Annotated in this window: 13 protein-coding genes, 2 tRNA genes and 2 pseudogenes; 8 read left to right on the top strand and 9 right to left on the bottom strand. The window is 63.8% G+C overall.

Translation table 11 applies throughout. The annotated features are described in order from the left end of the window. Positions 1-169 precede the first annotated feature (169 nt). The gene (locus STARVERO_RS04930; RefSeq protein WP_159598100.1) at positions 170-1,078 is read left to right on the top strand and encodes a hypothetical protein; all 909 of its coding nucleotides are present in this window, start codon (positions 170-172) and stop codon (positions 1,076-1,078) included. Positions 1,079-1,379: 301 nt separating this feature from the next. On the opposite strand, the gene STARVERO_RS04925 is transcribed toward STARVERO_RS04930, so the two are convergent. The 3 genes from STARVERO_RS04925 to STARVERO_RS04915 are packed head-to-tail and all read right to left on the bottom strand — an operon-like array spanning position 1,380 to position 2,929. After that, positions 1,380-2,219, bottom strand: a complete 840-nt coding sequence (locus STARVERO_RS04925) for a protein NO VEIN domain-containing protein (RefSeq protein ID WP_159598099.1) — start codon at positions 2,217-2,219, stop codon at positions 1,380-1,382. A gap of 42 nt (positions 2,220-2,261) precedes the next feature. Then, the gene (locus STARVERO_RS04920; RefSeq protein WP_159598098.1) at positions 2,262-2,687 is read right to left on the bottom strand and encodes a type II toxin-antitoxin system VapC family toxin; all 426 of its coding nucleotides are present in this window, start codon (positions 2,685-2,687) and stop codon (positions 2,262-2,264) included. Next, positions 2,687-2,929, bottom strand: coding sequence for a type II toxin-antitoxin system Phd/YefM family antitoxin (locus tag STARVERO_RS04915; protein WP_159598097.1), 243 nt, complete (start codon positions 2,927-2,929; stop codon positions 2,687-2,689). The genes STARVERO_RS04920 and STARVERO_RS04915 overlap by 1 nt, the downstream gene beginning before the upstream one ends. A gap of 70 nt (positions 2,930-2,999) precedes the next feature. Between STARVERO_RS04915 and STARVERO_RS04910 the strand changes: the two genes are divergently transcribed. Beyond that, positions 3,000-4,187 (top strand): hypothetical protein, encoded by a 1,188-nt coding sequence (locus STARVERO_RS04910; RefSeq protein WP_159598096.1) that lies wholly within the window; start codon positions 3,000-3,002, stop codon positions 4,185-4,187. A gap of 49 nt (positions 4,188-4,236) precedes the next feature. Then, a complete protein-coding gene (locus STARVERO_RS04905) occupies positions 4,237-4,788 on the top strand; it encodes a DUF6088 family protein (protein WP_159598095.1) in 552 nt (183 codons plus the stop codon). A 43-nt stretch (positions 4,789-4,831) separates the two neighbouring features. On the opposite strand, the gene STARVERO_RS04900 is transcribed toward STARVERO_RS04905, so the two are convergent. Both STARVERO_RS04900 and STARVERO_RS04895 read right to left on the bottom strand, forming a co-directional pair. Then, on the bottom strand, positions 4,832-5,422 hold the full coding sequence (locus STARVERO_RS04900; protein ID WP_159598094.1) for a DUF6088 family protein: 591 nt from the start codon (positions 5,420-5,422) through the stop codon (positions 4,832-4,834). Positions 5,423-5,563: 141 nt separating this feature from the next. Then, a complete protein-coding gene (locus STARVERO_RS04895) occupies positions 5,564-5,935 on the bottom strand; it encodes a helix-turn-helix transcriptional regulator (RefSeq protein ID WP_244616589.1) in 372 nt (123 codons plus the stop codon). A 584-nt stretch (positions 5,936-6,519) separates the two neighbouring features. Between STARVERO_RS04895 and STARVERO_RS04890 the strand changes: the two genes are divergently transcribed. Together STARVERO_RS04890 and STARVERO_RS23795 are read left to right on the top strand one after the other, a co-directional pair. Further along, complete coding sequence (locus STARVERO_RS04890) at positions 6,520-7,224, top strand: L,D-transpeptidase (RefSeq protein ID WP_159601598.1); 705 nt, start codon at positions 6,520-6,522, stop codon at positions 7,222-7,224. 175 nt (positions 7,225-7,399) lie between these two features. Next, positions 7,400-7,624 carry a con-10 family general stress protein gene (locus tag STARVERO_RS23795; RefSeq protein WP_159598093.1) on the top strand — a complete coding sequence of 75 codons (225 nt, stop codon included), beginning with the start codon at positions 7,400-7,402 and terminating at the stop codon, positions 7,622-7,624. Positions 7,625-7,733: 109 nt separating this feature from the next. Here STARVERO_RS23795 and STARVERO_RS04880 read toward each other — a convergent pair whose 3' ends face one another. Beyond that, a complete protein-coding gene (locus tag STARVERO_RS04880) occupies positions 7,734-8,030 on the bottom strand; it encodes a hypothetical protein (RefSeq protein WP_244616587.1) in 297 nt (98 codons plus the stop codon). A 152-nt stretch (positions 8,031-8,182) separates the two neighbouring features. On the opposite strand from STARVERO_RS04880, the gene ku reads away from it, so the two are divergent. Beyond that, on the top strand, positions 8,183-9,085 hold the full coding sequence (ku, locus tag STARVERO_RS04875) for a non-homologous end joining protein Ku (protein ID WP_159598092.1): 903 nt from the start codon (positions 8,183-8,185) through the stop codon (positions 9,083-9,085). A 3-nt stretch (positions 9,086-9,088) separates the two neighbouring features. After that, positions 9,089-9,364: pseudogene (locus tag STARVERO_RS04870) on the top strand (DNA polymerase ligase N-terminal domain-containing protein); the annotation flags it as partial. Here STARVERO_RS04870 and STARVERO_RS04865 read toward each other — a convergent pair. The 3 genes and pseudogenes from STARVERO_RS04865 to STARVERO_RS04855 form a co-directional block, all read right to left on the bottom strand. Beyond that, positions 9,347-9,493 (bottom strand): annotated as a pseudogene (locus STARVERO_RS04865) (GTP-binding protein); the annotation flags it as partial. The pseudogenes STARVERO_RS04870 and STARVERO_RS04865 sit on opposite strands and share 18 nt — an antisense overlap. A gap of 162 nt (positions 9,494-9,655) precedes the next feature. After that, positions 9,656-9,729 (bottom strand) — tRNA-Gly (locus STARVERO_RS04860). Positions 9,730-9,759: 30 nt separating this feature from the next. Then, a tRNA-Tyr gene (locus STARVERO_RS04855) sits at positions 9,760-9,844 on the bottom strand. A gap of 214 nt (positions 9,845-10,058) precedes the next feature. Between STARVERO_RS04855 and rlmB the strand changes: the two genes are divergently transcribed. Then, entirely contained in the window at positions 10,059-10,880 is an 822-nt protein-coding gene (gene rlmB, locus STARVERO_RS04850; protein ID WP_200837672.1) for a 23S rRNA (guanosine(2251)-2'-O)-methyltransferase RlmB, read from the top strand. Positions 10,881-10,957: the final 77 nt, after the last annotated feature.

Raw genomic sequence — 10,957 nt, 5'->3', positions numbered from 1 at the left:
CTCAATAACTCCATGTCGATCACTCCGCTGTCTCCCGCGTGGGCCGCGTGAGACGTGGTGAAAACATGGGTCACTTCTCGATGGAAAAATCCGCTCCTGCCGGGTCAGATCTCAGTGGAAATCAACAGTCGTCAACAACGGCTTCACCGCACTCACGCACGAGGAGCTTTTGGATCACGTCGCGAGGCGGGCGCGGAACGATACTGACGAGATCGACGCGATCGTGGTCGCGGGATGCTATCTTCATGGAGACGGGTTCGACACCTTCGCGCTGTGGCCGATAAACTACGTGCCGATCCACGAGGAACGGCCATTTTTAGAATTCGAAACCCTGAAATCGGCCTGGGGCAAGCTTGCCGACCGACATATGACCGAATTCGTAAGAGGCGAGCACGGCCCGACTGCGGCTAAGGAGGCGCAGACCGATATCGTGTTCGAATGGGAAGGGCGCACTTTCGTAAAGCCTGCGACACCGATTGGTGCCGAGAGCAAATTCTTCGGAGCACGGCGACCGCGACTCAACCACCTGCCTTTCGAACGCGTGAAGCACGTGGCTTTCACCGTTCCGCGGCTTTCGCCGGTAGAATACCGTCGAGTGAAAGTTGCGCTGAAGGACGAGCCGCTGTTGGAAAGTTTGCACACCTGGAACGATCATGTCGAGGAGGCGCTCTCACACGGTACGCCTCTCAGGCCGGTAGTACCGATAGATATTTCACGGGGCAGTTGGGAAGCATGGAAGCGTCGCAATCCAGGCTTCTCTGGACTGGATTCGTTGCGGGCAGCGGCGAATATTCGCTACGGCGTCGAGGCGAGCAAGTTGGTGCATAAAGCGAAGGAGTTCCGTCAAGGTATTTCTGTTCCTCGAAGGTACATCGCGGTGGTCATCGAACTGATCGGACAGGATGAGAACAATGACGTCTCGCACATCGGCGTTTACACCCGCGGAAATATCGAGTGGATCGCCCTAAACGTCAGAGTACCGCATTTCGGAGCTTTGGCTTTGGCGGCCGCTCATGCAATTCGTCTTGGCCTGACCGACATCCTCTGGAGACATGATCTAAAGTATGCATGGATTTAAGGCTGCGGGTACCTGCCCCGCGTTCTACTTATCCAGTTATCCATCCATTTTCGTCCAAAATAACTCCTTCAGCTTGAGAGGTATAAATATCATAGCGTAATTTACCACATCATCGCGTTTCTAGGGATATAGAGCAGCGTAGGCTGCGGAATCATAGCGCTCCAGCGGAAACGTAGTTCTCAGTTTCATCAACGCTGGGGCGCCAATAGACGACTGCGGATGGCGAGCCCCACTGGTCCAAAGCCAAATGTCAGCTTTGATACCTTGCATCGCGTGAAGCTGCCAGACGGCTAACGACCCACTAAAAGAAGTTCGCCTGATAGCCGGTCGCCATCAGCGACACATGCGCCTCCAACGGTGGTTGCAGTTCAAATGCCTTTGGCTCTCGCGCAAAATTCCACAATCGCACCAGTCGCCAATCACTGCGCCGCTCCTCCGCTACGGCCAGCTCATTACGCGTGATGTGAAACGGCGTGGGCTCCCAGCCATTGGTTGTCTTCACCTCGATCAGCCGGTCGCTGCCGTCGGTGTCGAAGCTCAGGATGTCATAGCCGGCACCATCGCCATCGACATGCGACACCCAGCGGACGCGCTCAGCGAGATCGGTCCGGCCGGCGGCGAGCAGGCTGGCTCGCTCATGGGCGAGGACGCGCTCCTCGCCAGCACGACCCAGAGCGCGATTGCGGGCATCGCGCTCCGCCACATCGTACTTTCGAGCGGTGGCGGTCATCTGCTCGAGCTCGTCGGGCGGCGGCGCATTGCTGTGCGTCGGTGGCGGTCCGATCCACAGCATTGCTTCTTCCCGGAGCACTGACGGCCACGGCCCCATTGCCATCCGCGTGGCCGGTGCGAGCCAATCCGAATGACGCTGGAGCCAGCGCACCACCGCATCGACGAGCGAGGCCTGGAAATTGAAGGCCGGCTTGTAGCCTGGGATCCAATCCTCACCGAGGCCCTTGAGCACGGCGCTGATGTTCTGATGTTTGTATTCGATCGAGCCGCGGGGCCGATCGATCCCCACCTGCAGGAGGCGGTTATGCTCGGCCTTGCTGTAGGGCCGGCCGGCGATGTCATCGCCAAGCATCGCGAAATAATCCGCCACGATCGCGTCGTTCTGTTCGTCGGACCAGTCACCGGCCATGGCAGCTCCGGAGCGAGCCGGCCAAGCTGGAAGAGGCCCGGATCATGCCAGCAATTGTGCCGGCACACCGAGCGCCGGTCCGGCCTCGGCAAGCCGCTGGTCCAACGTATGCACTGTAGCGCCATGCTCCGACGCGACGGCAAGATGCAGGGCATCACCCGCGCGAAGCCCCAAGCTGTGCTGATCGGCAAACCTCGCCGCCGCCCGAAACTGCCCACCCGTCACGGGCAGCACGGTGAAGCTCTCGGCGACCAGCTTGTTGAACATGGCCAGGGCCGCCGCGCGCTGCTCGAGGGTGATCTGCCCCGTCCGCAGCTTGATCGCCATAGCCGATGACATCTCGGTGACGGTCCAGTCGCTGATCAGAAGCTGCGCGGGGTCCTGCTCGGCCAGCCAGGCTTGAACACGCGGCGTCATCACTTCGTTGGAGAGTGCCGCGACGATCAGCGACGTGTCGAGATAGGGCATCAGTAGCGGTCGCCATCCCGCATCGAGCGCACGAGATCGGCAGCGCTCTGGGACTGGGGCGGCATCGCTGCCGTCAGCGTTTGAAGCAGCGCGGCATCGATCTGCTTGCGGGGCCTTGCCACCGCGGTGAGCCGTGCAACCGGCTTGCCGCGACGGGTGATGTCGATCGAATCGCCCGCTTCGACCCGGTCGACCAACTCGCTCAGATGGGCTTTGGCATCCGCCAGATTGATCGCATCCATGTCACGCTCCTGACCATGTAGATGGTCATATAGCGTATCGAGCTTAAGAATTCCAGCAAGAGGTTTGCCGATGCGGCATGTTCTCACCCGGCAGCAGCTTTATGACATGATCTGGGAATGCGCCGTATCCAAGGTGGCGCCCGAGCTCGGCATCTCCGATGTGGCGCTGCGCAAGCAATGCGTGAAGCACGCAATCCCCTTGCCGGATGCCACCTATTGGGGACGACTGCATGCGGGACGCCCGATCAAGCGTAAACCGTTAGGTGTCGCGCCAAAGGGCGTGAGCGATCGCATCGTGATCGATGCACGCGCGAAGCCGCCAGCGCCCGAGCCTGTCGAGGCGGCGATCGCGGTCGCCAGACAGGCGGTGGAAGCTGTCGCTGTGCCGGAAAAGCTGCATCCGCTCGTCGCCAAGACGCTTGCCGCAGCAAGGAAGGCCGAGCCGGATCGCAACGGCGCGATCACCGGTCTTGGCGGGGAGGTTTTTCGGATCCGCGCGCACCCCGATACGCTCGATCGTGTCGGCGCCTTCCTGAACGCGCTGGTCTACAATGCTCTGGCCCGTGGCCATCGGTTCGAAGCCGGACGCGAGGGTCTCGAAATGGTCGTCGACGAAGAACCGATCGGCTTTGCCATCTATCAGACCATTCGCCGGTCGCTCCATGTAGCCACGGAAGAGGAGACCCGCCGGCGAGAGCGCTGGGATGCCCGCCATCGCAATGATTGGGACAAATGGGATAAGCGCCCCGCCATTCCCTATTATGATTTCACGCCTACCGGCGAGATGGCGATCGAGATCGCGGGCTGGTCACGGTATGAAAACGCCCAGCGGCGGTTCGCCGACACCCGCGCACGCAAGATCGACAGCCGGATCGATGAGATACTGGTCTCGTTTGCTGCATTCGCGGCCGGCAGGAAGGTGGAGCGGGAAGAAGCCCGGGAACGGGCGCGGCTCGAGGAGATCTCCCGCCAGCGGCGCGCCGAACAGGCACGGCTTGCCAAGCTCGAACAGCAGCGGGTGGAATTCCTGGATCGCAAGCTCGCGCAAGCAGGGGAGCGAGATCGGCTACGGACGTTTCTGACGACGCTTCCCCCTGACCAAGTCTCCGAGGAAGTATCCGCCATGCAAGCTTTCATCGGATGGGCTCGGCAGCGGTTGGAGAAGATGGATGCCCAGTTGCAGCTTGCGACGATTGCCGACGAGGTCACCAGCATGGAAGCCTTCGTAACAGACGAAGCCGTGAACGCGGGACAATGATCTGAGCGGTGCGTAGTGTCAGAAACTCGTGTATGTTTCTGACATCGTTATGCAGCGACTGACCGACCAGATCATGGCCCATGTAGAAGGCCTGCCTGAGGGCACCGGCGTGTCCGCCAAGGCTCTGCTACATTTTGGCAATCGAGCGGCGGTGGATCAGGCGCTGTCCCGCTTGGCTCGGCGCAATCGCTTGATCCGGGCCGGACGGGGCCTGTTCCTGCTTCCCGTCCATGGCCGATTCGGGACAAGGGCGCCGTCGATCGAAGAGGCGATAAGAGCGATGGCCGCCAACAGACTCGGGTTCACAACCCAGGTGCCCATGCGGTCCATCTATCTCACCTCGGGCCGTTCCCAGACCTTTGGTCTTGGTGAGCAGACGGTGGAACTTCGCCACGCGCCGCGTTGGCAATTGCTCTTGGGTGACCGGCCGGCTGGTGAGGCGATCCGGGCGTTGGCGTGGCTCGGGCCCGAGGCGGCAGAGGCCCGCATGGCTGCGGTGAAAGCGCGGCTTGCCCCGGGCGATTTTAGCGAACTGGTGGCCATCGCCTCGCAACTCCCTTCCTGGCTTGCCAGATGCGTGACGAAATTCGCCTATGGCTGATGTTCATCAGAGAGGGCGCGCGGCTGTTTCGGCGCTGACCGAGCTACCGCTCATCAATATGTTGGACGGCGGCAATCGCTAGAAGCGTCGGCCGCATCCAAGCCGGCGCCTGACGGACTGACGCGGCAAGCTTCTTCTTGTCGGCTGCAGGCAGGGATCGAGCAGCGATCCGAACGACGTCGTCGGCTCGCGTCGGACCGAGATGGCGAAGAGCCTGCACGACAGAGCCTGCGGCGCTTCCTGGCAGGATCAGGTGCTTGGGCGAGGCATGGCGCAGATCGATCGCGCGTTTTCCCAGAACGACACGTCTGGACGGTCCGTCGGTCAGATAGTCGCTCTGGGCTGGCACCTGGGGCGTCAGCCCGAGCAGGTGGGCAGCACGGGCGCCGGCGATCTGTACTTTCGATCCTGTCTCCCGCGCCAATGCGCGCGCGACGTGATCCGGGTCGGGGGAAAGTGGCCCAAGCCTCGGATGGAGCTTGGGCAGATCGTAGAGGCCTCGCGCCAGACGGCGCAGCTTGCCGTTTCTCGCGAGGCGAGAGAGGGCCTGGTCGACAGCGGGACGCTCGGCGAGGTCTAGGAAGTCGCTGGGCGTGAACACGCTTCCTCGTCCGCTGGCCAAAGCCCGGACCAAGATCCTGCTGGGAGTTGAGGAACTCGGTTGATCCATACGTCAGAAAATACGATATCTTTTTCTGACAAACAATGACGCCGCAATTCGCCTCTGACGCAGACGGATAGGATCACCGCATCCTGAGATGCGGTGATCCCTCTATCAGCTCGCTGAGCCGTCTGTCGGTCTTACAGGCCGGGTCTTGCGCTGAAGAACATCTGGCCCAGGCGCGATCTTCGCTCGGCCTTCAAGATAGGTCTGGCGGCGCTGCTCCAGCCACGTTTCGACCTCCTCCAGATCCCACACCACGCACCGCGGCGTGAGATTGAAGCGGCGAGGGAAGTCGCCGCGTTTCTCCATTTCGTAGATCGTGCTGTCGGCAAGCGGCACGATCAACCGAAGTTCATGCCGTCGGATGGTTCTTGGTAGGCCGGTCAGCACGGTGGCGGGGCCGGAATACCCTACCGGGTCCCTATCGTCGTCATCCTGATATGGCATCATCAGGACACGTACGCGGCTTGGCTTCTTGGTCATGTCTATCCTCCAATGGGTGGAGGATTTCTGATGGAGGCCAGACCTTGCCCGTTCGCGTAGGCGCCGGATTCTGCCGACGCTGACGGTACTTTTAGCCGCGATCTGGGTTCGGGTGTCAGAGCTGGAATGGGGCGCAAAGAGCCGATAGTAGTCGATAGATGGCTTGCGGAGGTCGGTGGAAGTTCCTCAACGATATCAGCAGTGTAGGTTTCTGACGGGTCCTGGGCCGGCAGTATTTGAGCGCAAAAATATTTTCTGCAATGAATTCAAATGGTTGATATGGACCTGAACAATTGAGTGGGAGTGACGGATACGAACGGCGGCGGTTCTCGCTGCCGTGTCGCTACCGCCCCTGCCTGTTTCAATTCCGGATACGTCGGCCGCCGGAGCGTTGACAGCGGGTCGGGAAGCGGGTTCATGGCGCGCGTTGCGCCATAGAATGCCGCCGAATTCGCCGAGGCGAGCTCCGGCTTGTCAGTCGAGGCCCGTGCCGGCAATCTCCGTCCAGCAGGATGCTTGGTCGGCAATTTGCTGGGCATTGTCGCGTCGGGCTGCAGGACACAGGAAGTTCCGAAATCATGAACATGGACGTTGAGGGCGCCGATACCGGCAATGGTGGCGACATCGCTCTGGCCGGGCATCGGGCCGGGCTTCTCAGCCGCCGGTCGTTTCTGGTCGGCTCGGCCGTCGGCCTCGGCGCTTTCGGACTGGCCGGGTGCGCGACGCCCGACGGCATGAGCCTCGCCGAGGCCGAGAAAGTCTACGGGCCGGTGCCCGAGGAGAAATTCCCGATACCGGCGGTCGATGTCAGCAAGGTCGATCGGAAATATTACCGCCGGACCGTTCGCTACGAGACGAAGGAAGAGCCGGGTACGATCATCGTCGACCCCGGCAAATACTACGTTTATCGCATTGAAGGTGACGGGATGGCCACCCGCTACGGCGCCAATGTCGGTCGCGACGGGTTCCGGTGGAGCGGTGACGCCTATGTCGGGCGCAAGGGCGAATGGGCGGTCTGGACCCCGCCCAAGGAGATGATCCAGCGGCAGCCGGAAGCGGCCAAATACGCCCGCGGCATGCCCGGCGGCCTCGACAATCCGCTCGGTGCGCGCACGCTCTACCTCTATCAGAACGGCGCCTACACGCTCTACACAATCTATGCCACGAGCGCCCCGGAGACGATCGGCTCGGGGATCACCAGCGGCTGCGTCGGCCTGCTCAGCCAGGACATGATCGACCTGTACGACCGCACGCCGGTGAAGACGAAGGTGGTCGTCCTGCCGGCATAGTCGCGGCCGTCCCAGCCCCGCCTGCTCCTCCGCTGGTGGCCCCAGCGGGGGCCGAGTAGGAGCGCGGGGACGATCAAGCTCGACCTCCTCGCCTTGGCCCGCCGATTTTACCTTGGAACGGCCGGCATTCTGACCCGTTGACCTCCCGGGGCTAAAACCTGAACGGAGAGTCGAAATGGCGAACACGCAGCATCGCGGCGGCTCCGGCAATTTTGCCGAAGATCGCGAACGCGCCAGCGAAGCCGGCCGCAAGGGCGGGGAACATTCCCGCAGCGGCCAGCAGCACAGCCAGTCCGGCGACGAACAGCGCCAGCAGGGCGGGCAGCACGGCAAACCCGGCAATCTCGCCAATGACCGGGAGCGTGCACGCGACGCCGGGCACAAGGGCGGCCAGCACTGACCGTCGCAGCAAAGCCTTTCCATCACAGGCTTTCAGGGGTCGTCCCGGCATGTGCCGGGCGACCCTTTGACGTTCGATCGCTCGGGCGTGGCGGCGGTCCTGTCCCGAACTACGTCAGGGACGACCAGGGAATGCCGCCGGAATCCTCCTCGGCGAACGCCCTTTCTCCCGGCCGCGATGCCGGCACGAGAATGACGATCTCATGCCCGTCGCGGAGGGCCTTCGAGGCGGCCGCGACGACGCCTTCGAAGGCGGCCTGCTTGCTGGCATAGCTCCTGTCGATCTGTCCGTTGAGCTCGACCTGCCAGTCCGTCTCATTGCCGCGGATACGATAAATGTCCTGCGGGATTCGCCGTGCCGTCCGCATCGCTTCCTCCTGCACCGCGAACATGAAACGGTCCGGCACCCTCGGCGGTTCCGGGCCGTGGCCGGTGCCATGCATCTGCCGTTTGCCGTGGTTCGCGCAAAGCGGTGGGAACATCGCGACGGCTTCGCGCCTTATCGGTCGACGAAGGCTCCGGCGTCCGGTCCGTCCCCGGGGCTCGAAGGGAGGAGTGCGTGTCCCTCCGCGCGACCTGGAAAGGCTATCTCAAGCTCGGCGAAGTGGTCTGCGCGGTGGCGCTCTACACCGCCGTCTCGACCAGCGAGCGCGTGCGTCTGCACATGGTGAACCGCCGCACGGGCCACGCGCTGAACCGTCGCTTCGTCGACCCCGAGACGCGGAAGGAGGTCGAGCGGGCGGATCAGGTGAAGGGCTACGAGATCGCCTCGGACGAGTATGTGATGCTCGATCCCGAGGAGATCGCCGCCGTGGTGCCGGCAGGCGACAAGACCCTGTCCGTGGAGGGCTTCATCCCCTGTGGCGAGGTCGACGATCTCTATTTCGACCGCCCGTATTATCTGCGCCCGGCGGATGAGGTCTCGCGCACGAGCTTCGCCGTCATCCGCGAGGGGCTGCGCCGCAAGCAGGTCGCGGCGCTGGCGAGGGGTGTGCTGTTCCGGCGCCCGCGTTCGCTGCTGATCCGGGCCTATGATCAGGGCATCGTCGCCACCACGCTGAACTATGACTACGAGGTCCGCTCGGTGGCCGAGGCCTTCGAGGATATTCCCGACGTGACGATCGAGGGCGAGATGCTCGATCTCGCCCGGCACATCATCGACACCAGGATGGGGATCTTCCAGCCGGAAACCTTCGTCGACCGTTACGACGACGCGCTCGCCGAACTTGTCCGCGCCAAGATCGAGGGGCGGAAGATCGCCGCGCCGAAAGAGCCGGCGCGCGGCAAGGTGGTGGACCTGATGGACGCGCTCCGGCGCAGCGCCGGGCTTTCCGGCAAGGAGGGCACGAAGGGAGAGGCGGCGAAGCGCGTCGGCAAGTCTTCCGCCGGCAAGTCTTCCGCCAGCAAATCGTCCACGCGCAAGACAGTCGCGCGCAAGGCTCCGGCCCGCAGGGCAGGATAGGCCATGCCGCTCGACGTCTACCGCCGCAAGCGCGACTTTTCCCTCACCTCCGAGCCTCGCGGCGCGCCCGCTGCCCGCGCGGGACACGCCTATCTGATCCAGAAGCACGCCGCCCGCCGCCTGCATTACGATCTGCGGCTGGAGATGGATGGGGTGCTCAAGAGCTGGGCGGTCACGCGTGGCCCCAGCCTCGTCCCCGGCGAGAAGCGCCTCGCCGTCCATGTCGAGGATCACCCGCTCGACTATGGAAGCTTCGAGGGCACGATCCCCAAGGGCCAGTGTCGCGCCGCCCGTCTCCGCAAGAACCTTCGTGATCGCCGCCGTCAACGACGTCTTGCCATGGTCAACATGGCCAATCGTCCCAATGTTGCAGTGAGGCTTCGAACGGTTGAACTTCTCTTTGGCCATAACTCGTTTCCTTCAGCGACATCCCGAGGTCGCGAAAAATCGGGCGTGGGATAGGCGGTTTCGGTTGTTTCCGCAAGTGCCGCGTTGACGGGCGGCGCGGACGGCCATGCCGGCCTGCCGCAGTACCTGCGCCGTCGCCTATATAGGGTTCGGGAGCGGAAGTGGAGCGGGTGAAGGGAATCGAACCCTCGTCATCAGCTTGGAAGGCTGTTGCTCTACCATTGAGCTACACCCGCGAGGCAAAGGTAATATAGCGGGAGGCGACGTGGTGGGGGAGGTAGGACTCGAACCTACGAAGGCATAGCCAGCGGATTTACAGTCCGCCCCCTTTGCCGCTCGGGACACTCCCCCTCGCACGCCGGCCGCTTCCGGCACGTCGGAACGTACCGTCTTCGACCCCACGGGGAGCTACCGGCGCAAAGCGCGGTTCCCCGTGCGGCCGGCTTTATGGTGGGGTGCCCCTGCCCTGTCAACCCCGCTCGCGGCATCGTCCCCGGCCGCGTGCGCGTCGGGCGCGGCGAACCGCAAATTGCCAAGCCGCGCGCGCCGTGACAGAACGCGCGCCATGAACGATCGCCCCAATCGCCCCGCCGGCCGGCCCTCGCGCCCCGCCGGTCGTCCCCGCCAGCCCCGCCCGCGCCCCGCCGGGCGTCCCTTCGGCGCGTGGCCGGACGACGTGGCGATCCTCTATGGCTGGCACAGCGTCAGCGAGGCCCTGCGCAATCCGCGCCGCAAGATTCGCCGGCTGCTCGCCACCGAGAACGCCGCCAAGCGTCTGGAAGACGAATCGATTCCGCTCAAGGTGAAGCCGGAGATCGTGCGACCGGGCGAGATCGACCGTCTGCTCGACCCCGACGCCGTGCATCAGGGCCTGCTCGCCGAATGCGATCCCCTGCCCGCCCTGAGCCTCGCAAAGGCGGCGGAGAGCGACCTCCTGCTGGTGCTCGACCAGATCACCGACCCGCACAATGTCGGCGCCATCGTGCGCTCGGCCGCCGCCATGAAGGTCGGCGCCATCGTCACCACCGCGCGCCACAGCCCGGCCGCCACCGGCGTGCTGGCCAAGAGCGCCAGCGGCGGGCTCGAACACGTGCCGCTCTGCTTCGTCGGCAACCTCGCCCGCGCGCTGGAAGAGCTGAAGGAGCGCGGCGTGCAGGTCGTCGGCCTCGACAGCGAAGGCCCGGCCGATCTTGCCGACACCGCGCTCCGGGCTCCCATGGCGCTCGTCCTCGGCGCCGAAGGCAAGGGGCTGCGCCAGCTCACCCGCCAGACCTGCGACAGCCTCGCGCGCATCGACCTGCCCGGCGCCATCGTGAGCCTCAACGTGTCGAACGCCGCCGCGCTGGCGCTCTACATCGCCCGCCGCGCCATCGCCCGGGCCGGCTAGCTCGAGCCGCCCTTCCGATCCGGGCACTATACTTCGCATCCACAGCATTTCCTCCCGCGGCGCAGCACAACGGGAGG

The organism is Starkeya nomas, assembly GCF_902703545.1.
Classification (GTDB): Bacteria; Pseudomonadota; Alphaproteobacteria; order Rhizobiales; family Xanthobacteraceae; genus Ancylobacter; species Ancylobacter moscoviensis.
The sequence above is the reverse complement of the archived record's forward strand: the minus strand, read 5'-3'. Positions and strand labels throughout refer to the sequence as shown.